This window comes from Terrimonas sp. (assembly GCF_003075435.1).
Lineage (GTDB): Bacteria > Bacteroidota > Bacteroidia > Chitinophagales > Chitinophagaceae > Agriterribacter.
This window is the reverse complement of record NZ_QCZJ01000001.1, coordinates 147995-174169: the sequence shown is the minus strand read 5'-3', so window position 1 is coordinate 174169 and position 26175 is coordinate 147995. Positions and strand designations below refer to the sequence as shown.

The 26175-nt window shown below is 39.7% G+C and carries 20 protein-coding genes; 4 read left to right on the top strand and 16 right to left on the bottom strand.

The window, feature by feature from the left end; translation table 11 throughout:
* Window positions 1-27: 27 nt before the first annotated feature.
* The 14 genes from DC498_RS00670 to DC498_RS00610 are packed head-to-tail and all read right to left on the bottom strand — an operon-like array spanning window position 28 to window position 18527.
* A complete protein-coding gene (locus DC498_RS00670) occupies window positions 28-1233 on the bottom strand; it encodes a contractile injection system tape measure protein (protein WP_116872195.1) in 1206 nt (401 codons plus the stop codon).
* The gene (locus DC498_RS00665) at window positions 1234-5010 is read right to left on the bottom strand and encodes an Ig-like domain-containing protein (RefSeq protein WP_116872194.1); all 3777 of its coding nucleotides are present in this window, start codon (window positions 5008-5010) and stop codon (window positions 1234-1236) included. It lies immediately after the preceding gene.
* Window positions 5011-5012: 2 nt separating this feature from the next.
* Window positions 5013-8081, bottom strand: coding sequence for a hypothetical protein (locus DC498_RS00660; protein ID WP_116872193.1), 3069 nt, complete (start codon window positions 8079-8081; stop codon window positions 5013-5015).
* The gene (locus tag DC498_RS00655) at window positions 8081-11611 is read right to left on the bottom strand and encodes a hypothetical protein (protein ID WP_116872192.1); all 3531 of its coding nucleotides are present in this window, start codon (window positions 11609-11611) and stop codon (window positions 8081-8083) included. The genes DC498_RS00660 and DC498_RS00655 overlap by 1 nt, the downstream gene beginning before the upstream one ends.
* 26 nt (window positions 11612-11637) lie before the next feature.
* Window positions 11638-12051 carry a GPW/gp25 family protein gene (locus DC498_RS00650; protein WP_116872191.1) on the bottom strand — a complete coding sequence of 138 codons (414 nt, stop codon included), beginning with the start codon at window positions 12049-12051 and terminating at the stop codon, window positions 11638-11640.
* 3 nt (window positions 12052-12054) lie between these two features.
* Complete coding sequence (locus DC498_RS00645) at window positions 12055-12345, bottom strand: PAAR domain-containing protein (RefSeq protein WP_116872190.1); 291 nt, start codon at window positions 12343-12345, stop codon at window positions 12055-12057.
* Window positions 12346-12356: 11 nt separating this feature from the next.
* The gene (gene vgrG, locus DC498_RS00640; RefSeq protein ID WP_116872189.1) at window positions 12357-14189 is read right to left on the bottom strand and encodes a type VI secretion system tip protein VgrG; all 1833 of its coding nucleotides are present in this window, start codon (window positions 14187-14189) and stop codon (window positions 12357-12359) included.
* 6 nt (window positions 14190-14195) lie between these two features.
* Window positions 14196-14876, bottom strand: a complete 681-nt coding sequence (locus DC498_RS00635) for a CIS tube protein (RefSeq protein WP_116872188.1) — start codon at window positions 14874-14876, stop codon at window positions 14196-14198.
* Between the two features lie 3 nt (window positions 14877-14879).
* Window positions 14880-15050, bottom strand: a complete 171-nt coding sequence (locus tag DC498_RS26040) for a DUF5908 family protein (RefSeq protein WP_165813708.1) — start codon at window positions 15048-15050, stop codon at window positions 14880-14882.
* 10 nt (window positions 15051-15060) lie between these two features.
* A complete protein-coding gene (locus DC498_RS00630; RefSeq protein WP_116872187.1) occupies window positions 15061-15495 on the bottom strand; it encodes a phage tail protein in 435 nt (144 codons plus the stop codon).
* A 2-nt stretch (window positions 15496-15497) separates the two neighbouring features.
* On the bottom strand, window positions 15498-15929 hold the full coding sequence (locus DC498_RS00625; RefSeq protein WP_116872186.1) for a phage tail protein: 432 nt from the start codon (window positions 15927-15929) through the stop codon (window positions 15498-15500).
* Window positions 15930-15967: 38 nt separating this feature from the next.
* Window positions 15968-17380 (bottom strand): phage tail sheath family protein, encoded by a 1413-nt coding sequence (locus tag DC498_RS00620; protein WP_116872185.1) that lies wholly within the window; start codon window positions 17378-17380, stop codon window positions 15968-15970.
* A 26-nt stretch (window positions 17381-17406) separates the two neighbouring features.
* Window positions 17407-17967 (bottom strand): hypothetical protein, encoded by a 561-nt coding sequence (locus DC498_RS00615; RefSeq protein WP_116872184.1) that lies wholly within the window; start codon window positions 17965-17967, stop codon window positions 17407-17409.
* A 2-nt stretch (window positions 17968-17969) separates the two neighbouring features.
* Complete coding sequence (locus DC498_RS00610) at window positions 17970-18527, bottom strand: DUF4255 domain-containing protein (protein WP_165813707.1); 558 nt, start codon at window positions 18525-18527, stop codon at window positions 17970-17972.
* Between the two features lie 318 nt (window positions 18528-18845).
* On the opposite strand from DC498_RS00610, the gene DC498_RS00605 reads away from it, so the two are divergent.
* Window positions 18846-19568: a hypothetical protein gene (locus tag DC498_RS00605; protein WP_116872182.1), complete on the top strand. Its 723-nt coding sequence runs from the start codon at window positions 18846-18848 to the stop codon at window positions 19566-19568.
* Window positions 19569-20374: 806 nt separating this feature from the next.
* Here DC498_RS00605 and DC498_RS00600 read toward each other — a convergent pair.
* Entirely contained in the window at window positions 20375-20995 is a 621-nt protein-coding gene (locus DC498_RS00600) for a trimeric intracellular cation channel family protein (protein WP_116872181.1), read from the bottom strand.
* 612 nt (window positions 20996-21607) lie between these two features.
* Window positions 21608-22549 carry a bifunctional riboflavin kinase/FAD synthetase gene (locus tag DC498_RS00590; RefSeq protein ID WP_240627800.1) on the bottom strand — a complete coding sequence of 314 codons (942 nt, stop codon included), beginning with the start codon at window positions 22547-22549 and terminating at the stop codon, window positions 21608-21610.
* Window positions 22550-22629: 80 nt separating this feature from the next.
* On the opposite strand from DC498_RS00590, the gene DC498_RS00585 reads away from it, so the two are divergent.
* From DC498_RS00585 to dapA, 3 genes are all read left to right on the top strand, one after another.
* Entirely contained in the window at window positions 22630-23799 is a 1170-nt protein-coding gene (locus DC498_RS00585; protein ID WP_116872179.1) for an AIR synthase related protein, read from the top strand.
* Between the two features lie 93 nt (window positions 23800-23892).
* Complete coding sequence (locus DC498_RS00580; RefSeq protein WP_116872178.1) at window positions 23893-24873, top strand: acetyl-CoA carboxylase carboxyltransferase subunit alpha; 981 nt, start codon at window positions 23893-23895, stop codon at window positions 24871-24873.
* A 190-nt stretch (window positions 24874-25063) separates the two neighbouring features.
* Window positions 25064-25954, top strand: coding sequence for a 4-hydroxy-tetrahydrodipicolinate synthase (gene dapA / locus DC498_RS00575; RefSeq protein ID WP_116872177.1), 891 nt, complete (start codon window positions 25064-25066; stop codon window positions 25952-25954).
* Window positions 25955-26175 lie beyond the last annotated feature (221 nt).

Here is a 26175-nt window from a genome sequence, read left to right as displayed (position 1 = left end):
ATTAATTTGATTAACATCTGCATGCGTTCAACTATTCCATTCTGTAAAAAAAAGATTGTTCATCCAGGGAAATTTAATAACCCCTATTCCCCATGGTAAGCTATTCAGCAGCACATCTACCCCCTTCTGTTCTACCTGCAACAGCCATCCTTTATCTACACTTGTTATTTTACCCTCTCTTTGCAGGAAGGTTTCTCTGAAAGCGGCAATACCTGTATTTTTTAAAGCTGCCCAATGTTGTATAGCTGTAGTGATCATTTCTTCGCATGCTGATATTGTTTCAATAGTTATTGCGTCCGGTATTTGACGAAGTGTATCAGAAATGTCCAGTCCGCATATCAATTTGTTTAACGCCAGCTCAAATTCCGGTAAATCCTCTTTTCCTGAAGTGATATAAGCTGTAATTAAAACCGCACGATGTTGCGCATCTTCGTTTACCCATTGCTGTTGTATGGTTAAATGCAGCGCTTCAAACAATGCCGGCAAAAACGGATGAAGAAGCATAATGCCTGCATTTCCGATATATGGATTTGCAGGAACCGGTGTACCTGTTTTATCAGATGCCGGTTTGCTGTTATTTTTTTTACCGGGCGCAATGGCTTTCGCCAGGTTTTTTAAATGCACTTCCAGTTGGCGGGCACTTAGCTGCCCTGTAATTAATTGTACGTTAGCAGCATTAAAAGATCCGGCTTTTCCAGGTCCATATTGTATTTCGTTTTCTGTTAGTGCATATATCAATTTTGGAATAAACCCTGCTGAAAACCGGCGCGTTAATCTTTCAACAACATTATTTCCCGGTAAAATATTTTTGAGCGCTTCCAAAAAAATATGATCCAATACAATGGATTGCTCAAAAGTTTTTAAAGATTTTACCCTGCTGTTCCATGGGAGTTGACCCTGTTGCAAAAAATATAAAAAATCAGCCTGTATATCAGCCGCTCCCATTTTTTTCTTTGAGATAACAGTTAGTTGCTCTTTTAATTTTCTTATGGCGCAATCAACCCACTCCTCTTCCCAACGCTTTGCGGGTAAATGACCGCAATCTATTTCCAGCTTATCTATTATAGCAACATGATCATCATCTGCCATCTCGTTAAACAGGCTTTCCATGCGGGGCTGCAAACGGGTATAAAATAATTCTGCTATACGGTTTTGTATGCCGATATGCAGACCGGGATCTTCAAAATTTATAGCTATACTTTGCCGCTCAATAATATGGTTAATGTTATTCAATTACACATTTTTAAATGGTCCTTTATTCAGGTTGAGCTTAAATATTTCCTGTGTTATCCTGAAATTTTTTGTCTTCCCGCAATTTTGGGGCGATGCGCTTGCTACAGCATGTGTGATATCAACAAAATCGCCTAAAACGAACGGACTGATCAAAACATCCTTTTCTTGCTTAGTAATTACATTATTGCCCTGTATGAGCTGCCATTCTGATTTGCTTATGGTAGCATCGAGCGATACCAGCTTCAACGAAATGATCAGTGCGTTTGTACCTACACTGCTTGTAAGCTCCATAGTAAAATCAGCATTGGCAAAAATTACAGTGATGGCAACACCTTTTTGTTTATTGTTAATGGTATAAGAAACATTGAATGTGGTGGTTTGTGTAATATTCATAGCAGATGGATGGATGATCAGCTTGCCATCCATTATACCTCCATCATTTTTTATTATGGTAATGGATGCGCCATCGGGTATATTGCTTTCGAGCGATTGTTCTTTTACATCACTGCAAACGCTTAATTTCCTTGTTTCTGTTTCAAGGCTGATCACTTCTTCAAATTCAGACGGGCAGCCACTGTTGGATACCCTGAGCCGCAAAGTATGTGGTAAAGTTTGCAGTTTAAATGTGAGCGGGTCAGGATCTTTTTTGTCAGAGAATGGTTCATCATCTAAAAACCAGTTGTAGGAAGACTGATCTGTTGTACCTGAGGATTCGTTTTTAATTTCCACACGTATAATACCATCACCGATTTTTTTGGTTGTTGTAAATGTAGCAGCAGGCGTTGCCGTTACCTGCACCGTAACTGATGCCGTTTTTTGGCCAACAGTATATTTTATTACGTATGATCCGGCGGCTAATCCTGCAGGAACAAATACAAAAGTGCCATCTGCTGCTCTCTTAACGCCTTCACCCTCAATTGTGCCTCCGGCAGGTGTTGCAGTTATAGCAAATGCTGTTTGGTCTGAATTGCAAAAACTATCTTTTGCAATGCGCAGCACCGGTGTCTGATCTTCCTGAACGGGCGGAGGTGTAATGATATAGGCTATCGGCGGACAATCGCTGCAACAGATATATGGTATATAAAAATCCGCGATAACCATTCCATCAGTAAGCGTAAATGCTGTTCTTTGCGGCGGTAGTTTAATAATGGCTTCCAAAGCGTTTCTGCTGGCTTCCGGCAGGTCTTTACATTCCTCGAGATATTTGCCCAATACATCATTCATGCGGATATACAGCTCCGGTTCTTTGAATTGTATAGCAGTATGCAATTCTTCCGTTTTTGTTTCCAGCTCATCCACGTTCTGCGTTGATTGCAGCAAGCCCGGAAATTGCCGCAGCAGGATGGATCGCAGCTCTTTGTTGATCAATATTGAACGTACATCAAATAACTGCCTTTTTCTTTCTTCGTGATAAACCAGTATAAAAGTACCTCCTTTAGGAACTCCCGCTTTATGCTCTACGCCGCCATGCCTGCTGAAATAATAACTGAAATTTTTTGCAAGCCTGTATTGCGCTGTTCTCCGCAGGTATTCATTTTTTAATGCTTCAAGCTGCTCAGTAATGCAGGTGTTTAAAAATATTTGAGGATTTATATTTATGCGTAAAAGCCGTACGGAAACATTTTCGATAGCTGTCTCGTATCTTTCATAAGCAGTTTTGAAAGCAGTAATATTGAGATCGGCCAATTCATTGTTCATTAACAGAATGAACATACTTTCAATACTATCTATCAATTCAAAAAAGCCGTTGCGCAGGTAGGTTCCCAAAATTGTTGTACTCACTGCAACAGGGTTTTTGAACTGCCCGTTATTTTTTTGTATGATGTTGATATATGCTGCTCCGATAGTATCTTTTGCAGGCTTGCATAACCTTGATATTGTATCTCCCTTAACGTATGCTTTTGAAGCATGAAACTCGTTTACCAATATGGAAACAAAAGGATGTGATACTATTTCAGGATTAAGTACAAGACTGGTTTTTAAGATTTTTGTTTCTTCTTCCTCTTCTTCCGGCGTGATGGCTGAAACACGATTTGTATCAAGCGCTGCAGGCAGTGTAGCTGTACGTGCAGATACTGCATTTGCAGCTAATGTTACCGTTCCCGTAAATATGCTCAGTGGTTTATACTCGGTGCGGCCAACTTTGCAATATGCGTCATGCAGCTTACATACAAACTCAGCGATTAAAACCCTGTAATCTGATTCAAGATCCTGGATGATGCATTTCGGTTCTTCCCCACGCACCAGTGCACCAATATAATCCGCGCTCAGCGCAACCACCTCAAAAGGAAGATTTTTATCCTGCTGCTCCTGCTTTACAACAGCAATCGCTTCATTTATATTTTTACCGATATGCCCTTCTATTCTGAAAAAATTATATGGCTCAATATCGTAAAGCAAAGGATTGAGCACCGGGAAAGCGCTGCTGTATTCCGAAGCATTATAACTGAGGTTGCGCGATTCTTCGCCACTGCCTGTTTTTTTATAGCTCCAGCAACGATATAGCTCTTGTTCAGTTGTAGCTACATCATAGTAATATGGAATACATCTGTCAGATAACGGCGCTTTTCCATAACGGCTCGGCGTAATCCTGACCTGGCGTTTTTCAAACGGAAACATGTTATCTATGGAAAATTGTGTGAGCAGCAGTTTTAATCTTGTAAAAAGTAACTGAACTTCGCCCAGTTTATTTTTCTGATCATTGAACAATGGAGAATAAATGAAATATTGCCGGTAAGCAGAACGATTTCCCGATGTTGCTCCATTAGCTTCTCCCAACATAATATGCAAAGGGAATTTCATTTCATTCATACAACATTCGGTATGTACAAACTGAGCCTTCCTTACAAATTCATAATACGCTTTTATTATATCGTCGAGATAGTCATAGAAATATTGTATCAATAACGGGTAGTTTTTCAATATATCATCCCGCAGCGCCAGCAATGCTTCATATGCGGTATCGAAAACAGCAGTATTCTCATTGCCAGTAAGATATTGATACCGGCTTACACTTTTCTTCAGCGCATTTGCTATATCTGCCAGCGTTTGCTGATCTGCAAGATCCCTGAATGCAATCAGCACATCGGAAGCTGTAGTAATTTTTTGAACAGGTACATTATATCTCTTTAATAAGGGTTGCTCATTAACAGCGTTATTTATAATTACATCCCCATTAATTTTAATGATCTTATCAAGGATATTTTTATCTACCAGCAATGCCTTAATATCAAAATCTATCCGGCTACCCTTGTCGTTGCAATCATTGGTATCACAATTTTTCAGGCTAAGTTCCTCTGCTTCCAGGAATAACACAACGGCATACCGGTTTAAAAAATCAGCCGGCATCTGTGATAATGCTATAACATCCCCGCCGTCTTCATTTTCCACTGCTTCCTTTTCTACCAGCCGTAATAAGCCCTGGTTATACTGCTGATCATAAAAAGGTAAAGGATTAGCTTCTTTTTCATCACACTGCTGTATAAATTGCAGATCATTAGGACGAACAGGAGGTGTATATGAAGTATAGTGTGTATAATTTTTTTGGCAAAGCAATAACATAAATCCCTGGGAAGTAAGGGCGCAACCTTTACTGATTATTATTTCAGATGATGAAGAACCGGGAAGAATCTCCAGCCCGCACACAATTCCACTGCCAATAAGCTTCATCCTTGTTAACCTGTCCTCCTGGTCTAAGTAATTGAACACATTATTCAGGTGATCATTAGTAAGCACCTGGTCTGCTTCAAATATCGGATAGGTGTTTATAATTGACATAATTACTGATTTTTAAATGTTCCTAAAACAGTTTTTCCAAGCACTACGGTGTTACTGCCTTCTTTGCTTTCATCGCAATCGTGCAGCGTAGCAACGGGATATTCACTATGTAACCGGCTTAATATTTCAACCATGGCATCATTGGCAGCCCTGAATATATTTACGGTATTTCTGTCTTTGGTATAGTCTGCCAGTGTTTCAATCCATTTTTTATACCTGATTTCAAATTCCCGCATAAGGTCATTATTCAGCCAGCATACTTTCAGCATAATATGCGCAGGCGCTTCTTCCTGTATTTTATTTTCAAAATATTCCCTGAAAGTCATGTTATCAAAATGCTCCGGCCAGTAAGGCAAAACCACGGAAGCGCAGAAGCTGTATGGATCAATTTCGCAAATGCATTCACCTTTATGAAGACATACCTGCATTAAAGCAAATTGATTGTCTCTCGGCCTCAGTAAAATATGCTCAATAAGATGTAAGCCTGCAGGATCGTTGCATGGCGCTGTAAATGCAGCCACAAAAGAATTTATTATATCGTCAGACTGGTTTGCTTCAATGGTATTTTCTTTCGTTTCCATTAGTGCTTCATCGCCGTTAAGCAGGCTTATTTTTTTTGCAGCCTCATCATACCTGTAATTATCTTTTTCTTTTCCTGCTTCTACAACCAGCAACACAGCTTCTGTTGCTTTGGCTTTTGTATCGTAAGGGTTGCTGTTATACATGCTTATTCCTTCCGGGTTAGTTATCTTAAATACGTGAAAGCATTTAAGTTTTTCTTCTCCGTTTTCGGTTACAGATACTTCTTCGCAAATGATTTCTATATTTTTTATGCAATACAAAAACCGCCTGGTTTCATCAGATATACCGGCAACTGCGCATGTCTTTTTTTCTAATCCTGATATATTATGCGCATCCCACAAGGCTGTGGTATCGATGGTGAATGTATCATCATCTTTTAAAGGAAAATAATTAAATGCTTTTCCTCTCTGGCTGCTGATCTCCGGGTAATTTTTCAGTAGCCAGATCTTAGCCTGGGAAAGTTCCTGGAATGAAATTTTTTCCTCTGACAGGTTTTCATAGTTTATCCTGTACATCATCAATGCATATTCATTAAATGATTCGGAAAACCTTGCTAACAGGTGATCTAAAAACCGGCTCCGCCTGTCCTGGAAAAGCAATTTATGCTCATATAAATCCTGCCATTTATTCTTTATTGCAATAGTTGAATCAGCATTATCAATAGCATCTTTTAACTGTATGGTTGATCCGCTTTTTACATATACGGGATCAATATCTTTAATGTCAGCTAAAAACTGCGCATAATAAGTATGTGTTATATCGTTGAGAGAAAATAAATACGGCGCATGGGTGAGCTGTGCAAAAAAATCAGCTAATAATTGTTCATAAAACATCAGGTAAGCCTTAAGTTGCTTTTGTGCGGCTTTTCTTTCCTCTGTGGCAGTAGAAGGTAATCCGGCTTCGCTTATACCATAAGTTTGTGGAAAATCATATTGTGCCGGCCAATAGGAAAGCGTATCTCTTTTATTGCCCTGCGGAACAGGTATATCCTGTTGAAGCCCGTTTAATTTATTTTTTGCATGTTGGGCATGCAGGAGCAGAACAGTGTCGCGCACTTCATCGTATCGTGCCAGGAATGGAAACTGGTTTTTGAATAGCAGGATTTTGGATTTTTCCTTTGCCAGCACAGGCTTATGCAAAGGAGCTATGTGCATGCACCACGTAAGCCCTGTTTCACCAGGTACGGCTTTGCCGTTTGCATCGTACTTTGTCATTACAAAATTCCTGATGGCGAGTACGCCTTCTATATCCATCAGCAGGTTAACAATATCTGATGTGTGAATAACAGAACGCAATTGAGTTTGATCTAATTGAATTGTATCAATAAAACCATGTTGTAATACGGGACCGTTAAATATACTGTCAACAGCTATTTTTTTATCCAGCAGTTCTTTCAGGGAATAAAAATCAACAGAAGGGTTGAGATATTGCTCAATAAGAAAAAATATTTCGGACTGCACTTTTTCAATATCAATTCCTGGCTTTACATCCACATCAAAGCAAAAGCTTACTTCTTCCGATGCAACAGTATCAATGCTTATATAATCCTCGCAAAGATTCCTTGTTTCATACAGCCGTTTAGCAGCTGTATGTATAATATGTATGGTTTTAGTTATTTTGGCAATGTAACTACTGAATACATCATGCAAAAAACCGGCGCTGTTTATTACTAAATTAATGTCTGCGGTGGTGAGCGTTCTGCCTGCAGGTTTTTTTGCAACTGTAATAATGAAATCTGTTGCAGAGCTATCATCCAGCATAAGCTCGCATTTCCATTGTCCTCCTGTTTCCGTTACGGTTGCCGAACTGATATGATCCGTGATCTTATCTGCAGCCTTTTCCGCAAAGGCCAGATCAGCATCAAACCAGGGTGGAAGTTCAGCGGTTAACATAAATGCACCGGGTTCATAATTGTTGATGGCCGGATTAGGCAACATAATATCACCCGTATTCAAATCCCCATAGTTATCATCCTGTTCCAGGTCTAATAATACTTTGTATAAACCGGAAATAAAAAGCGGTGTATCTGCAGGAGTATATGTGAGTTTATCATTAATAAAGTCGGCATAAACAGGCACTTCGTTTACCGGCAGCAGGTTACCCGCAGCATTTGTTTGCGTATCATCTGCAATCATCCATGCATTGTGAATGCCATCTATATCAATCAATAGTTTCCTGTAATCATTAATGGTGAGCGGGTTATTGGTTAGTATTTCTTTTGCAGTATATATTGCCTGCAGGTTATATGGTAATCCTGTTGTTTCGGGGGAGAGCAGATCTTTCATATCGAAACCACAGCGGTAGCCTAATTCTGTAATGGCGTAGCAAAGCACTTCAAGAATGGTTATACCGGGATCATGTGTGTTGTAATCTGTCCACAGATCGTGCGCAAGGTCTTCTATATGTTTCAAGCCTTCCTGCCGCAGCAACTCATAATCCTGCGATGCAGGACGACTTGTATTTTTTGATATGGTAATTTCTTCTGCCATCAGCAATCGCAGGTAGCGGGTGATTGAATAATATGTTTTACGCCGGTTTGTTCATCGTAATATGATACAAGGAGTGATCGTGAAGTAGTGCCTTCTGCTACTTCAATATCTTTCTTTTCTTCTGTATGCACTGATCCGTTACGACTGATCACCTGGTTCATTTTAAAACAGGTAACATAGTCCACATAAGTACGTTCCTCTATAAAATTCAGGATGGCGGATTTTCTTATTTTTCCGCCAAATGAAATTTCTGCCTGGGAATCGTATGCCCAGGGACAAAGAAACTTTTCAATTTCATCGTTCAGTAATTGTATATAAAATGACTCGTCAAGATTGTCGTAGAATTTAACTTTGAAGTCTACCTGTATTTCTTCAAACGCCGGATTTTTTACATGCAGTTTTACAAAAGGAGTAATAATAGTGATAAGATAATCATTGATATTCTGCAATAATCCTATGGGAGTATAAGGGCGTAAAGGATTAATATTTGTTTTATTTTTTTGATCGGGTATGGTAATTATTGTTACGTGACCGGGATAATTTTCACAAAAAACTTCCGCTGTTCCTTTAAAATAGAAACCGGAATGATTTAAACACCTTGTTTTGAATATTTGAGGAAAGGCTTCAAGAATAATATGTTCATAATCCCATATGGTAATAGCTCTTTGCTTATGCCTTAGTCTTTCGCTGACCCTGGTATAAAAATGATCATCCGTTTCTTTTATTCTGCCATCAAAAGAATCAAAAGGCTGGTTGATTGTTTTAATGGCAGCATCACTGTTTACCAGCTTTGCAATAGAAGAGGTCGGTCTTGTTTCTCTGAATTCAATTTGTTTTGTCTCATCCTGCAATAATGTTACACGGGCAGCCTGCGCCTGTATCATGATCATTTTGCATACTGCATCGCAATTGGCACCTGCTGTAGTCTTAATATAAAAGAATCCTTTTTTAAATAAGGTGATATCGGCGTTGATGTCACTGGGCAATGTAATGATTACAATACCGGATTGTGTAAAATGCTTTGTGTAATCTATAATGAACTTTTTGTCGAAAGATTTCCAGTTATTTTGTCCCGATAAATAGAACCATTTAAGCTGCTCCGGTTTTTTTAAAGGATTAGAGCTGCCATCTGCAACCTGGAATAGTACATTTATCACCAGGTTAGGCGCAGCATTATCCAGGCCTATAAACAATTCACCGGAGTGTATCGTGTTTTTTAGCAATGTTATCTTTTCGCCCGGCTCTGTATTGTTATCTGTACTGATCAATCGCGGGTGAACTTCTGCAAATCCAAATGGCGTTATGTGGTAAAAAAGATGGTTGTTAACACTGTCACTATCTGTAAATGATATAGTGGCGGTTGCAGCATAATCTATAGAAAAATTGTTCAGGAAAATTTCTGCAGGAACAGGGGGTTTGCTGGTAGAAAATGTTACTTTATTAGCGTTCTCCGTAAGTGTAATACTGTTTAATTGGTTCTGTATTTTTGTCATGTGTGAAGACAAAGAATATGCGCTGCTCTGCAATTGCAATCGTAAAAATCCCTCTTTAGTATTCGCATTTAATATTTCATTGGCTGTAAAATCCTGCTTTGCTTTAATAAAAGAGCCCGGAACTGCAAAGGATAACCTGTTAAGCGTGGAAACAGGATAAGCGGTATTCCAGTTAGATTGTCTTAAGTATCTCGCATTTGATAAGGAGGGCTGTGTTTCCCCGGGCCCGTTTTTAATTTCCCATTCCGTATTAAAATCAATCCAGTTCAGCTCTTTCTGAAATATTTCTTTGCTGCCTATATAAAAGGATGCAGCATTATCCGGAAAATCTCCGAACGGTTTAAAAGGTTTTGCAGCGTCAAGCGTGCCTGTATCGTTCGACAATGCCAGGTCTTTTACTCCATTAACAGTAACACTTATAGTAACGGATTGAATTTTTTTACCGGCTATGAACTGGTAGGGCAGGTTATTGTCTGCATCCTGCTGCAATATACATTGCACTACAGGCAGACCGGCGGCAAAATTTTCTTTGTGAACCGTTTCTGTATATGGAATAACAGGCGGATCATCAGGAGATAATCTCAGCGTGAATAAAAATGTATTGACCGATCCGGAAGTGCCTGCTAAAAACAAATCGATCCCGGGTATTTCATGCCAGCCTTTTTCAGCAGTAAGCCTGCCTTTAAACCAATGAAAAGGAGTTTTGAGATTGGGGGTTAAGCCATCAAGCTTTTCACTCAAACGGACAGCTATAATAATAGTCCGTGCGCCTTCTTTCAGGAATAAAAGATTGGAGGCAATAGCAAAACCAGGTTGCGCAATTTTTGATTTATTGATATCTCCGAAAGTAAACCAGCTCTTATCAATTGCTTTTATATCGCTTCCCTGTCCGTCTTCAGATGCGGCCACAGGCGACGCTATAAGATTACCGGATACCGGGTGAATTTGCTGGGATTGTATGCTATTTACAGTTGCTGTATTAACTACTATATCATCAGTGAGCACATATGTTATTTCTTTTCCTGTACTGTCTTTCCCTCCTTTGAATAGCGTATTTTTTTGAACAAGGTGCTTAATTATATTTTTTTGCAACCCGAATACAATATGCGCGGCATCCGGAACAGCAGATTTATTTGCCAAAAGCAATGTATCCTTATAATAAAAATCAAGATGTCTTTTGGTATAGATGTTGAGTTGATCCTGCGCGTGCCTGAACAATTTTATAAAACTGATGAACAGCGCATAATGAGGTGTGTGAGCGGGAAAATTATCTAAGGTTTGTTCAAACAGTTGCGCTGCTGCGGTTATGATTTCACTAATACCCTTCCATAGTATATCAATTTGTGCATTGAAAATATTGTGATTGATAATATGAACAATATTATCTTTCACAATGGGAAATGAAGGCAATGTTATAATGGGATCAACTGACGGCGTTCCCCAATCAGCACTTAACGCAGTGATATCAAAATCATTGGCGTTGAAAACTACAAAAGGCGCATCGCTGTCTAATACCGGAGAACTGTTGTCAATCCATCCATTGCTTTTAAAATCATTAAATAGTGTATATAAATTTAAAAAAGCAGATTGCATTTTTAGCGTGATTGCGTTTTTAAACGTGGTGCTGAAATCCAGGCTGCCGGGAATAAGCTTATACTGGTTATCAATAATTTTAACCAGCGAAAAAATACAGTCAAAAAGAAACCGGAAATCTATTTTTACATTTGCCTCAGTTTCAGCCAAACTGATTTTTTTGTATAACAATTTTTTGTAGTCAGCAATCGCCCTGATATCTGTTTTGATCAATACCGCGAGGGTTACGCTGATGTCCATTTTCATCAATGCCTCCCAGTTGCCATCAGGTGTATTATCAGGCTTATAATAATTAAGATATGCGGCATACCGTTGCGCAAACAACAGCAGGTCTGCGGTATCCCGTTCGTCTGGCTGCGCATAGCTTGCAGATAAGGCTTGCAGAACCCGATTAAGGTTACTTGTGCCTTCCCTTTGCAATATATTTTTTTCAGTACATGGCATTGCTATAAATTATTATCCATTCTGCGTTATTTAATTTCCGTTCCTTCATTTTTATAAAAAGGATATACGAAATTGTATCTTGAGTTTGTAGAGCGTACTGTATATTCTATTGATAAAATAATTCTTCCCTCAAGCGTGCCACTATCATCCAGTTCAATTTTGTTTACTTCTATACGCGGCTCATGATACAGGATTGCCGTTGATACAAGATCTTTGATATACGTTTTCAGAGTAGTAGTAAGGGGCTCAAATAATAATTCATCAAGATTGCAGCCATAGTCCGGGCGCATTATTCTTTCTCCGGGGCGCGTTGATAATAAAATCTCCAGGCTGCTTTGTACGTCAGCTTCATTGCTTAACATGCCAACCTGTTTTTCAACCTTATTGAAAACAGGAGGAAAGCCCCAGCCACTGCCTAAAAATGATTGTATTGTGCTCATAATTTAATCGCCTATTAAAACTGTAAAACATCCTGCTATAATTGTTCCCCCATGGGCGGTACTGTCGCCTGCTCTTGCAGCAGGAACGCCGCCGATCAATACTGTTGCAGAGCCTTTAATAATAACATCCGGAGGCCCGGTACATATACACAAATCACCCATTCTTGCCGCAGGCAACCCGCCGATTAAGACAGTGGGGCAACCCGCCGGCATAACAGGGCCGCCAACATGTGGGGTTGTTCCATTCACCATCGGGCATATATGCATATCCGTTACTCTTGCTGCAAAACCCATGTGCTTATTTTTTAATTTATTTTTACCAATGAGCCCTTAACTTCTGTTATTCCTCCACCTTTTACCGCCATTGTTCCTCCTGATTCTACAGTCATTGATGCATCTGCTTTCATGGAAACCTGCGGCGCGGACAGTGCAATTGATTTAGCTGCTTTTAACGTGAGATCTTTAGCTGATTCTATTGTGATACCGCCTGCATCCATAATAATTTTATTACCGTTATTGTCTTTAACGGTAATGGATCCGCTATCATCATCTAATGTTACTGTTCTGTTGCCTGGCGTTGCTATCGTTATGCTTTTTTTCTCATCATTAAATATCATTTTCATCGCGGAGCGGGAAACATAACCTTTTTCGTGATTGACATCTTTAGGTTCAATAGGAGCTGGTTTATTACTGCTGTGCAGCATACCGATTATAACAGGGTTATGCGGGTCGTCATTCAGAAACCCTACCAATACTTCATCATCAATCTCAGGCCTGAAAAATGTACCCCTGTTATTACCTGCATCTAACGTGGCAATCCTTGCATACAATCCTTCACCTGAAGCATCAATTAATGGCAGCCTTACTTTAACGCGGTACTGGTTATCGGGATCTTCAATTTTTGTGACTACGCCTGCATGCAACCCCTGTATGGCAGATAACTGCCCTGTGGATGAAGCAGGATGATCAGGGCGGATATTTTCAGTAAAGAAATTTTCATCCCAGCCAAGGGCTGCCTCTGTTGTCCAGCAGCCATCAGCATATTCATGTTGAATGGTGGACACAAAATGCTTACCGTTGAATTTATTACCAATACCAGTAATGTTCACGAAACTGCCGGGCAATGCCTGTGCGGAACCCAGGTATTTTACGCGCCCTTTAACAGGTGTAAGTGCAGTCTTAAGCATTTTGGAATCTGAAATTGCCTGCAGGTTTTCCTGTTTCAGGTATGGAGCTGTCAGAATGATCTTTTTGTTGAATACTGAAGCGATATCCGTAAGACTCTGGCGAATGGTTTCTCCATTATCTGAAGATTGCTCTTCGTCCGGAGACGGGTTTTTTTCTGCTTCAACGCCGGTTGGATATTCACCTTCTGCTTTTATTACTTGTTGATTGCTGTAATCCCAGACATTGATCTCAACGCCTGAAGAAGATGAGCGTGCATCCATATCAACCTGCAGTTCCAGTATATCTTTTCCATGGGTAAGAAAAAGAACAGGAGGCTCTGACAGATCAATTTGTTTGATGGTCATATTGTCATTGTGGAGTAAGCACATCGATTTGTTTATATCAATGCGGCTAATCAGGAAATCCCAGTCTGTTACATTAGCCTGAACCAGCGATAAATAATCCTCCGGTATACCGGCAGAGCCTGCTGCATTGCTTCCTGCCATTTGCCTTTCTGCCACAGGAAAACTATTGTCCTGCATTAGTGTATCTATGATGTCATCGTCAGAAGTATTTTCGTGTATCCGGTTACTGTTGGTTATCGTCATTTTCACTCTCTTATCCCTGCATTCAATATTCATCTCGCAGCAGTGATTGTTTACTTTGTGTGAATTGGCGATGATTATGCCTTTAAAAACCATTTCATTTTTACTATGATAGCCAAGATGTATCTCGATTTCTTTCTTAGGCGCAAATGTGCCGGAATCACCTGCCCGGAATGTTTCTTCATCTGCCGAACCATCCCTTATGACAAGAGATGCGGAAGGAAGTTTGTTCACTGCTTCCTGTATATTGATGCTGATTATTTCATATACGCCGGAAACCGGGGCGCCATCAATTTTAACTTCGTAGGTCACCAGGTCTGTTTCCGTAACAGGTAATAAAACTTTTGATATTATTTCATCCGGCATATTGATCTATTTTATAGGAGGAAATAAAAGAGCAGTGCCCGTTTTTATTTTCCTGAAAGCATCTAATTTGTTAAAGGAAGCTACATCTATATAATACTGTTGATCCTTGTACATATCCCTGGTCAACAATGAAATTTTATCACTCTGTTTAACTATACGGCTATGTGTAATATCAGGGCTCATCCTGTTTTCCATTGCCAGCCGGAGGTTCTCTTCAATAGATCCTTTAAAGCTGCATTTGGCAACTGCCCTTAATGGTGTTCCGTCGGGAGAAAACAATTTGAATTCGATATCCATTGATGTGAGGATACCTTTAAATAATAATGTGCCCCAATGTATTTTTAAATAATAAGGACGATGAATATCTCCTTTGTAGTATAGTACCTGGTTTCTGAAAAGATCCAATTGATCTGCCACCGGCACAATAGAAGGAATTGCGCCCTGTATAATACCTGTGCCATCAAATAAAAAATCAAAATTGAATTCCTGCGGCGGCATTTTGTTGAACTTGAGTGAAACGCCGGATGTGCCGGGCGCCTGTGTATCACAGAATTCAATTTTATACCTGTAGGTATATGTTTCAGGATTAATAAGTGCAAAAAAAGGAGGCGCGGCAATGCTGGTGATTGCATAGTCTGCCGTTTTATATGGCACTATATATAATTTTTCTAATTGTCCTGCAGGCATATACTATCGTTCATTTTTTTGCTGAAGTGTACGCAGTACTTTATCTGTTACTTCTTTCGTGATCTCCTTTTTCAGCCGGTTTATTTCTTCCTGGCTTAACGTTGTATCAGCAGATGGAGCAGTGTCAGTGCTTATTGTAGCTTTAATCAGTAGTTCTTTTATTTCTATTGGCATACTATTCAATTTATGTAGTTAGCATCGTAAAATACTGGTATGTTAGTGTAATGGATTCAATGGCAATTGAATTTTCTTCCGCATTAAAATCTGAAATTGACCATTTCCTCGGAACAGCATTTATTACATGCCATGATTGAACGGGTTCATGCTGTTCATTGAGCAGGGATATTGTGATATTAACAGGTAAGAAAGTAAAATTTTCCATAGCATCTTTACACCATTTTACAATTGCTGAGCCGGATATTTTTCCCCGTTTCAATGTAATGTCGGTATACCTTGCGCGTTTAGGAAGCTGCCATGTAAACCTGTTTTGACCACCTTCGGTAAATGATTCCATTTCCATTTCTACCTCCAGCCCGCTCACTTCGCGAAAGCTGAATTGGCCGGGCAGCTTATCAAATGAAACTGAAAAGTGAAATCCTGTTAATGGATATTGCGCCATTATTATTCATTTTGAATAGTTAGTCCTTCGTGTGCCAGTTCAAGTGTTTCAATAGCCACTTCATTTCCATCTGCTTTAAGATCGGTAGATTGTACTTTAACCGGCCATGCATTTTTTACTTTCCATACAACAACAGGTTCGTGGCTTTCATTCAGCAAGGAAATGGTAACATTCCTTCTTTCAATAGTGTTGAGTGCTACTGTATTCCACCAGTTGTAAAAATCATTATCGCCCTGGAAGGTGCCGCGCTTTAATGTTATGTTGGAGAATTTTTGCATCCCGGGCATTTTGATCTTATGATATTCCGGGCTTGAACCTTCACGGTACTCAATTACATCTGTTGAAACTTCTAAACCTGTTACTTCAGTAAAGCCTATCCTGGAGCCACCCCAGTCTACCTGGAAATGAAATTTTGAAATCGGGTATTGCGCCATAACAATATTTTTTTAAGTGATAAAATATATAGTGCCGTTTATGATTCCTGCATTTTATGAGAAAAACGGAGTATGATAAACTCTGCAGGGCGTACTGCGGCCATTCCTATTTCCACGATCATTTTTCCGTTTAAAATATCTTCCGCCGTCATTGTTTTACCGAGCCCTACATTAACAAAGAATGCGTGTTCCGGTTTGGCGCCTGCTAATGCACCCTGCCGCCATAAAACGGTAAGATAATTTTCTATCATTGCCCTCACCTTGGTCCAGGTATTGGCATCATTGGGCTCAAATACAAAAACAGCGGTTGCTTTTTTAACTGATTCTTCTACCATAATAAAAAGCCTGCGTACAGAAATATATCGCCACTCGCTGCTGTTGCCTTCTAATGTACGTGCTCCCCACACAAGTATGCCTTTGCCGGTAAATGAACGGATAACATTTATTGATTTGCCGGTAGCAGGATTATCATTCATGTCATCTTGTTTGGCATTGTCTATTTTAACGGTAGGTTCAATTACTGAAGTAAGACTTACGTTGGCAGGAGCTTTCCACACACCACGTTGCCCGTCAACCGAAGCATACACGCCTGCAATTGTTGCTGAAGGCGGAAGTGTGAAGTATTGCTCACCAATTGCCTGCTTTATGGCATTATACATACCATTGTATTTTTCTTTAATGGTTTTCGCGGGAGATCCAACTGAATCGGAAAGCAGCTGGGTATTGAGCTCGCCGCCGGATTGGGTGAGCCTTATTTTTGTGTCATCAAACCCGGGAGTAAGCGAAGTTTTTAAAAAAGGAAAATAGCTGGCGCCGTAATTAAGAAAATTATTGCCTACCTGGTCGCGGTGGTCAGATACAATATCATCAGAATATTCATCGCCGCTTAAAACATCAAGTATGGAAAACCTGTCCTGCAGATCATTACATTGTTTTAACATTGCCTGCACTACTGTTGTATATCCTGTTTCATTCAGCAGCATAGCCTCAGGAATTACGAGCAGTGTAGGCTCATCTTCTGCTTCTACTGCTTTTAAACCGCCTAATAATCCCAATGGTGTTGTATCGTCTCCTTCATCTACAGTTTCAGCATAATCGCCGACAGAAACAATATAACATTTGCTGCCGCCATTGGCAAAGAACATTTTAATGTGATGGTATAATGTATGTTCAAGAGGGGGAACAAAAACAGCGGTGATCTCAGGTAAACTGGCATTGGTAACAGTTACAGCAATTTCAGCTTCTTCACCTTTTCCGAATTGTGTGATATAATCAAGCAGTGAAAATATTTTTACAGGCTTAAAGCGCTGGGTAGTTGCATCAGAAAATTCAGTATAGCCGATAAAAGCGGGAATAGCAGTTTCTACCTGGGCCACAATTGGCGGCAGTAATGAAATTTCATTAACATATACACCCGGCGTTTTTAATGCAGTTTCATTTATTTGTGCCATGTTGTTGTGTTTTATTTTAAAGTCAATTATTTTTTTATAAAGCGCAGGGCGAATGAAGGGCTCTTCAATCCTGCCGTATCAAAAAGTTTATAATCATTAGCAGGCGCATTGCCTGTTATATCTATTACGCCAAAGCATTTTTCATCTGAAGCGATCATGCCTACAGCCTGCAGGTCAGCATCCTGTGCGCCGGCAGCATTTTTAGTGATATGTTTAATGCCCGCATCTACTGTATTATTCATGTTTGTAAATAAATATACCTGCCCGCTGCCCGCAGCAATAACCTGCGTTCTGTGTAAAAAATCTGTGTTTTTTTGTATGATGAGCCGTATATGTATATCAGCGGGAATAGTTTTGTATGGCTTGTTTCCCTGAACCCTTATAAAGCAATTAATCATATTGCCACTATAATTATAAGTGATATCATACCTGAGAAATAATTTTTTTGTTTTCTTATCGGCATATATATTCAGTGCATTATCTATAGTACTTCCTGCCGCACCTGTATTTTCATAAGCCTCGTGCATCAGCCTTACTGAAAAGAGTTTTATATACGTGGTTTGTATGGTTTCAATTACCGTTGCCATAGTCAGGATTTTAAATAATAATCACTTCTTATATCTGTGATCATTGGTCCGCCTTCGCGTGATGCGTTGTCAATAGTCACCATCCGCATACGATACGCGGCAGACGGATGATACCTGCCACCTAACATCGACCAAAGCTGGTATAGTTGTTCAAGGTTAAAGCTCAGCATTTCGAAAATGAGCTTTTCAATACCTGCATCACTCAGTTCTGTTTCGGTTGTACTGTCAAAAACATTTTGTTTCTGAAAAAAACTGATCACCTGCTCTATTTCTTCAAGCGAACGTTCATACCCGGTTTCGTGCCTTACCGATGTGAAGAGTATGGTAATGTTCAGATGGATAGCGGGATTTTTTTTATTGATACCTGTTTCTGTCCTTATATAATTATGCGGATCCCTGGATATCCTGTTCTCTTCAATATTTATTAAAGAAATAATTACGTGATCGTTGGCATGACCAGCTCCGCCATCCGCAACAATTTCTCCTATGTTGCCGGTTTCTGAGGTAACACCGGCTGAATTAAGCCTCGACTTAATAAAATTTATAGCCTGCAAGATCATAATCAGCATTTACTTCCCCGGTAATTAAACCAGGGTGTTTCAGATCATGTTTTCTGTTTTGTAAAATCAAAAAGATATTGAAACGGTATGTAAAACCGTTACCACAAGGGAATATGGGATTAGACTAATCAAACACAGTATAGGTAGAGTAGGTACGAACCGGAAGGTCTAAATAATACATTGAGATTAATGTGGTACAGCAGGCAGATAATAATATATTGGAATAATAATCTGGCTACAATGTAGTTATTATATTTATAAAATGGAAGCATTCATGAAGCTTTTTTATTAAATTCGGAAAACTTAACCCTTACAGTTATGAAGACATTATCCAAAACCTGGTTTGCAGAAGGATACATTGATTTCGAACTGAAAAAGTATACACTGCTGGCTTATCTGCAGCAGATACATACAGAGTTTACGCAAAACAAATTGTATCCCCAGCTTTCTGACATAATTTTTCATTACAATAATATGCTCCATTTTAAGTATAGCAAGCAATTAATGCAGGAGCAGTTCCCCAAAAAATTCACACATATTGATGTAGACAAGCTACAGATACTATATGAAAAAATTGTGGATGATGATGAAATGATGAAAGAACTGGAAGATATTATTCAATATGCCATACAAAACATGAGCGCTACCATAAAAGATGGAGCAGAAATTTACGAGTTTGTAGAAGAGAAGCTGAATATTTTACCGGTTGGTATAGTGCCGTTGGAAAACAGGGAAGGCTATTTTTTTCTTTGTGATGGAAAATACAGTGATACCAGGGTATACTATTACCGCCTGAGCATTTTTGAAAAGCATGATGAGAAATACCGCAGCATTAAAACTTCTTTTGTTGCAGAATGGCAACGCAATTTTGTGAACACCTATGAAAATATAAAAACCGAACTTATCCGTAATAAAACTGAATTACCCAATCCGGCAGTATATAGTATAGAAACGGATTTGAGTTACCCGCTGGAAGAAACACTTTTGCCGATTGCAAAAAGGAGTTTGGTGAAATATATTACGGAAAATGCAGCAGCGTAAAACAATAGGCAAAGCCCGGACTGCAGGGATTTCGCTTTTAAGTTGAATAGTTATACACTTTGTATTAGTGCTGGCAGTAAAATACAAACACTCTCCCTCGTCCTTTCGAATACCCAACCTGTGTCAGGAAAAATATAAGGATGACATTTGCTTTCTTTCTACAAACAGTTGTCCACTATGCGGCAGGATGCCGGTTACAGCTTACAAGTTCCCGGCTTACCGGTTGCAATATTCACTGGTTATTTCACAGAGGTACACGAAGGCTACACAAAGAGCCACAAAGCATAATAAAACACTCTGTGTAACTTTGTGTATCCTTCGTGGCTCTTTGTGTAACAAACCCATTCCCGCCGGGCAGACACCGGAATTCGTGGCAGGAAATATATCAGGGGTTATTTAAAAATAACTTCGGGCATGCCCAATACGCAGAATGGAACACAGATAAAACGGATATGGCGGATATTTACGGAATGTATCGGTGTTTATCAGTATCATCAGTGTATTCCGTGTGCTATTCTATAAAAAGTATTTGTTGTAATGCTAAATCATTATACACACGGCGCAACGCAGGAAACCTGATTTTCAATTCATACGTAATGATGTCATTATAAACGAGCAACACGTATTTTATTTTATCTTCCCGAGGGCGGGATCGAAATGACGATGCCCGCAACCTTTTTTCTAAAAGCGAAATCCCTGGCCCGGACTGTACTTTTCCGGGGAATAATATTATATTAGTTAAATAGTAAAACGTGTATTTCTGACTGCTGATAGCCGACAGCTGGAAGCTGAAAGCCCATTCCTCCCTACCGTTCTGAAAAAGCCGGTAATTTCCAGTGATATTTCAGTGCCAGTAAACGCACTGTAAGGCAAACAATAAACCCTGCAGGCATTATCCAATCATCGGGCAGGTTTAAATAGTGACCGGCAATTACGGTAATTGCTCCCAACAGCGCCGCCGCGGCGTAAATTTCTCTTTCAAAAATTACAGGAATTCGGTTTAGAAATATATCACGAATTACGCCGCCGCCTACTGCGGTGATAATGCCCAGCAAAACCGCTATCTCATTGTTATGACCGTAATCCAATGTTTTATCAACGCCCGAAACCGCGAAGAGCGATAATCCAAATGCATCAAACAATATTACCGGACGGTGAAGCAATTTCATTAATGGAGTTAAGCCAATGGCTATAATAGTAGCAATGGTTGATACCAGTAAATAACGCCAATCTGATAAACCGGCAGGAGGGATTGCGCCAATACACAAATCCCTGATGATGCCACCACCACAAGCCACTGTAAATGCAACTACCAAAATACCAAATACGTCAAGTCCTTTTTGTTTGGCCGCTACAGCTCCGCTGATTGCAAAAGCAAATGTACCGGCAAGGTCAATAAACGTATAAAGAGAATATAATTTATCCATAATGCAACTTATGGAAACAACTGAACAATCTGCAAACTTTTGTTGCACCTTTGCCGTGGTTCGTGTCACGAATCACTTTCTTTTGCTTAAACCAAATGCAATTGCCGACTTTTAAAATGATTACAAACAGGAAATTAAAAACCCTGACTATAATTAGTCATGGGTTTATCATAGTTGGGGCCGGGCATGGAATAGTATGTCTTTTCATCTTTGAAATATTTTCGCTCATCAACATAACAAAAGAAAATTTGAACTTTTCATTTAATACTGGCGAGAACCATTTTTCTGTAATTGGATTAACAATTTTATGGGGACAGGCATCTTTAATATTTTCTATTCTAAACCGTAATAAAAAACTGAAGAATGGATTTCAGATAGTCGGGCTTTGTCTGCTTTGGCTAAGTATTGTTTATTTCATTTACGATATAACTAAAGATCATTATACCCATATTGCATTAATCACTGTTGTTCCATTTGCAACTTGTACGATCATAACTTTTGCAGGAAAATTATTAATGAAAATATACAGGAAAATACTCGATACCTGATAATAAATAGAATTTGAATTAGGGAGAAACTTTGTGTTCCTGTCCCTTTGTGGTTCAATAACAGCTATTTTCTTAAAATCCTTAATGAATCTTCCTTGTCCAAAGCCAACTGGTCTTTTAAGGCATCAAGTCCATCAAATTTTAATTCAGGCCGGAGATAGGCTTTTATATATACTTTTATAGGTTCGCCATAAATATCATCAGTAAAGTCAAAAATATTTACCTCAATCGTTCTTGTTTTGCTATCATCTATTGTCGGGCGTGTACCAATGCTCATCATTCCGCCGTATCTTTTGCCTTTAACTTCCACTTCAACAGTATATATGCCAAAGCCCGGAATTAATTTCTCCGGATCTGATGGCTGTATATTCGCCGTAGGATAGCCCAGTGTTCTCCCCAGCTTGTTACCATCAACCACAGTGCCTTCAAAAAAATAATCATAACCCAGTAAAGCATTGGCGGTGGCAATATCACCTCCGGCAATTGCTTTTCTTATACGTGTTGAGCTTACCGCGGTTTCAAGCAATACTTTTTCAGGTATTTCCTTTACTTCAAAGCCGCAACGTGCCGAAAATGCCTCCAGCATAAGATAATTACCTTCCCGGTTTTTACCAAAACGGTGGTCATAACCGATGATAACCGTCCGGGGATGTAATCTTCCCTGTAAAAAAACAGTAATATATTCGGAAGCAGGCTGCTCTGCAAACGTTTTTGTAAATGGCACTATTACCAGGTGATCAATTCCCTCAGCTGCGAGTAAAGCAGCTTTTTCTTCCGGGGTGTTCAACAGTTCTATAGTAGCACCCGGATTAACTATCTTGCGTGGATGCGGGGAAAAAGTAACGATAACTGTTTCACCGTTAATGTGTTTGGCTTCTTCTTTTAGTTGTTTGATGATTTGCTTATGACCTGTATGAACGCCGTCAAAAGTGCCGATAGTAACAACAGCATTGCGAAAAAGAGGTAGAGCCGATATGTCTGGATGTATCTGCAGAGCTTTATTCACATTTCTTGGGGCTGCAAAACTAATGGAAATTGATATTTGAACCGCGAATAATTACTTTTGCAGCGGTTTAAAAAAATACCATGAGCTTATACAACGAAAGAGGGGTTTCCGCGCAGAAAGAAGACGTACATACCGCCATCAAAAAATTAGATGCAGGCTTGTATCCTAAAGCATTCTGTAAAATGTACCCGGATTTTCTGGGGGCAGATGAAAATTTTGTAAACATTATGCATGCCGATGGTGCAGGCACCAAAAGTATTCTTGCCTACCTGTACTGGAAAGAAACCGGGGATATATCTGTTTGGAAAGGTATAGCGCATGATGCCATCATCATGAATCTCGATGATTTGCTTTGTGTAGGGGTATATGATAACCTTGTTTTCAATTCTACCATAGACAGGAATAAAAAGCTGATACCCGGTGAAGTGCTGGAGCAGGTGATCAATGGTTCGCAGGAATTATTTGACCAGCTTAAAACCCTTGGTGTAAATATTCATTACCTCGGCGGCGAAACTGCTGATGTAGGCGATGTGGTTAGAACCATTGCCGTAAATGGAACCATGACATCCCGCTGGCCTAAAGAAAAGATCATTACCAATGAAAAAATACAGGCTGGTGATGTGATTGTTGGTTTTGCGAGTTTTGGTAAATGCGTTTATGAAAATGAATACAACAGCGGGCTTGGCAGCAATGGACTGACCAGCGCCAGGCACGATGTGCTGAATAAGTATTATGCGGGAAAATATCCTGAAACATTTGAGCCGACACTAAGCGACCGGATTGTATATATAGGTGAACACAAATTAACCGATGAAATAACCGCAGATGGCAGCAAGACCACCATCGGAAAATTGCTGTTATCACCTACACGCACTTATGCGCCTGTGTTAAAAGTATTGCTCGAAAATAATTTTGATGATCTGCACGGGCTTATTCATTGCAGCGGTGGCGGTCAAACAAAATGTTTGAAGTATATACCTGACAATGTAAAGGTTATTAAAGATAACCTGTTTGAACCTCCTGTTATCTTTAATATTATACAAAAAGCCAGCAAGGCGGATAACAGGGAAATGTACCAGGTATTTAATATGGGTTGCAGGATTGAAGTATATACCACAGAAAAAGCAGCAGCTGATATTATTAAAGCTGCTCAACAATTTGGAGTGGAGGCGCAGGTAATAGGAAGGGTAGAAACTGCTCAAAACAAATCTTTGGAGATCCGGCTGGAAAAAGAAACACTGGCATTCTAAAATTCGTGTATTAGTGGTATCTCTTGCTTATTTTTGTTCCGGTGCCATTTATTTTATTAATATTACTTTTGTCAACTGCCATAAATAAAGCGTATGCCTCAGTTTAAGCAAAGACAATTCCTGGATTTTGAAAAACCTGTTAAAGAATTATTTGAGCAACTGGCTCAGATAAAGGAAATAGCGGAGAAAAATCCTACAGTAGATTATACAAGCTCTATCCAGCAACTGGAGCAATCACTGCTGGAAAGAAGAAAAGAAATAACAAAACATCTTACCCCCTGGCAACAGGTACAGTTAAGCCGCCATCCCGACAGGCCATATACTAATGCCTATATTAAAAGAATGCTTACCGATTATATTGAATTTTTTGGTGATAGAAATGTAAGAGATGATAAGGCTATTGTAGGTGGATTTGGTTTGCTGGACGGGGAAACCGTAATGATCATTGGTCACCAGAAAGGAATCAATACAAAAATGCGCCAGTTGCGTAATTTTGGTATGGCTAATCCTGAAGGTTACAGAAAAGCGCTACGGTTAATGAGGCTGGCAGAAAAATTTAACAAGCCGGTCATTACATTTATAGATACCCCGGGTGCATTTCCTGGTGCTGAGGCCGAAGAAAGAGGACAGGGAGAGGCCATTGCGAGAAATATATATGAAATGATGCGGTTGAAAGTGCCTGTTATATGTGTGATAATAGGCGAAGGCGCAAGCGGCGGTGCATTGGGTATTGGTGTGGGTGATAAAGTGCTGATGCTGCAGAATACCTGGTATACGGTAATTTCACCGGAAAACTGCAGTTCTATTTTATGGAGAAGCTGGGAGAAGAAAGAAGTAGCTGCCGAGCAGCTAAAGCTTACCTCAACTGACATGAAAAGTTTTGGACTGGTAGATGAAGTAGTGGAAGAGCCTTATGGCGGCGCACACTGGAATTACGAAGAAGCCGCAGAGTCTTTAAAGCAGGTATTAGTGAGATTGCTAAAAGAGCTGAAGAAAATTCCCGCGGAAGAAAGGATAAATAACAGGATTAATAAGTATAGCAAAATGGGCTTTTGGGAAGAGGTAGAGGAATAAGCTGTCAGGTATCAGGTATCAGTTGTCAGGTATCAGCAGTACTCACAACCTGTAACTTGCAACCCACAACCTAAAGTCAACAGCCGATAGTTGAAAGCTATGCCCTGAAAGCTGATAGCTGACAACTGAAAGCTAATAGCTGACTGCTGAAAGCTAATAGCCAAATATCATTTGATCACAACATACAAAAATGTCATTAAGAGCACAACTAAGCGGAACAGGTGTAGCGATTGTTACTCCATTTAAAGCAGATTACAGTGTTGATTACCCGGCGCTGGAAAGGGTAATTGATTTTATCATCAGCAATGGTGTTGAATATATTGTAACGCTGGGCACAACAGGCGAAGCTCCAACCATCAGTAAGGAAGAGAAGCTTAAGATCATAGAATTTACATATGAAAAAGTAAACAATCGTGTGCCAGTGGTAGTTGGTATTGGTGGTAATAATACTGTTGAAACCATACACGATCTTGAAACATACCCGCTTAAGTATGCAACCGCTGTGCTGAGCGTAAGCCCGTATTACAGCAAGCCTTCGCAGGAGGGTTTATATATGCACTATAAAGCTTTGGCAGAAACATCGCCCAAACCAATATTATTATATAATGTTCCCGGAAGAACCGGCAGAAACCTCACTGCCGAAACAACTTTGCGTTTAGCTGAACTACCCAATATAGCCGGCATAAAAGAAGCCGCAGGAGATATGATGCAATGTATGCAGGTATTGAAATACCGCCCTGAGCATTTTTTAGTATCCAGCGGTGATGATGCGCTTGGCTTTTCACAAATTGCCTGTGGTATGGATGGTGTGATAAGCGTGATTGCCAACTGCATGCCCAGGCAATACTCGGATATGGTTCGTTTTGCGCTGGCCGGTAAACTAAAAGAGGCAATTGCTATAAATGATAGTTTGCTGGATGTATACGAGATGCTTTTTGTGGAAAATAATCCTGCCGGTGTAAAGTCATTTTTAGCACATCTGGGGTTAATTGAAAATGTACTGCGCCTGCCTGTGGTACCTGTAAGCAATAAACTGCACGAAAAAATAGGTAACTACCTGCATGAAAATGTAATGGCTTAAGAGAAGTGTGAGGTTTAAGGTATAGGTATTCGGATATTTGAATGTGCCCGGATTTTCCGGCTTATAACTATTGACTGTTGACAGGCTATGCGGAATAATCACCTTAGACTGTTTGAAAATAATAATTATGTGGGCGTAGCAGGCAACCCTTTTCAGCGCCGGATTTCTTCCCAAATACCATTTAATTATAACACTGCACAAGGGTTGTTATATATAGTCAA

Coding starts and splice junctions, on each gene's coding strand:
- DC498_RS00665 (WP_116872194.1), bottom strand. CDS start 5,010: ATGTCAATTATAAACACCTATCCGATATTTGAAGCAGACCAGGTGCTT.
- DC498_RS00660 (WP_116872193.1), bottom strand. CDS start 8,081: ATGGCAGAAGAAATTACCATATCAAAAAATACAAGTCGTCCTGCATCG.
- DC498_RS00655 (WP_116872192.1), bottom strand. CDS start 11,611: ATGCCATGTACTGAAAAAAATATATTGCAAAGGGAAGGCACAAGTAAC.
- DC498_RS00650 (WP_116872191.1), bottom strand. CDS start 12,051: ATGAGCACAATACAATCATTTTTAGGCAGTGGCTGGGGCTTTCCTCCT.
- DC498_RS00645 (WP_116872190.1), bottom strand. CDS start 12,345: ATGGGTTTTGCAGCAAGAGTAACGGATATGCATATATGCCCGATGGTG.
- vgrG (WP_116872189.1), bottom strand. CDS start 14,189: ATGCCGGATGAAATAATATCAAAAGTTTTATTACCTGTTACGGAAACA.
- DC498_RS00635 (WP_116872188.1), bottom strand. CDS start 14,876: ATGCCTGCAGGACAATTAGAAAAATTATATATAGTGCCATATAAAACG.
- DC498_RS26040 (WP_165813708.1), bottom strand. CDS start 15,050: ATGCCAATAGAAATAAAAGAACTACTGATTAAAGCTACAATAAGCACT.
- DC498_RS00630 (WP_116872187.1), bottom strand. CDS start 15,495: ATGGCGCAATATCCATTAACAGGATTTCACTTTTCAGTTTCATTTGAT.
- DC498_RS00625 (WP_116872186.1), bottom strand. CDS start 15,929: ATGGCGCAATACCCGATTTCAAAATTTCATTTCCAGGTAGACTGGGGT.
- DC498_RS00620 (WP_116872185.1), bottom strand. CDS start 17,380: ATGGCACAAATAAATGAAACTGCATTAAAAACGCCGGGTGTATATGTT.
- DC498_RS00615 (WP_116872184.1), bottom strand. CDS start 17,967: ATGGCAACGGTAATTGAAACCATACAAACCACGTATATAAAACTCTTT.
- DC498_RS00610 (WP_165813707.1), bottom strand. CDS start 18,527: ATGATCTTGCAGGCTATAAATTTTATTAAGTCGAGGCTTAATTCAGCC.
- DC498_RS00605 (WP_116872182.1), top strand. CDS start 18,846: ATGAAGACATTATCCAAAACCTGGTTTGCAGAAGGATACATTGATTTC.
- DC498_RS00600 (WP_116872181.1), bottom strand. CDS start 20,995: ATGGATAAATTATATTCTCTTTATACGTTTATTGACCTTGCCGGTACA.
- DC498_RS00585 (WP_116872179.1), top strand. CDS start 22,630: ATGAGCTTATACAACGAAAGAGGGGTTTCCGCGCAGAAAGAAGACGTA.
- DC498_RS00580 (WP_116872178.1), top strand. CDS start 23,893: ATGCCTCAGTTTAAGCAAAGACAATTCCTGGATTTTGAAAAACCTGTT.
- dapA (WP_116872177.1), top strand. CDS start 25,064: ATGTCATTAAGAGCACAACTAAGCGGAACAGGTGTAGCGATTGTTACT.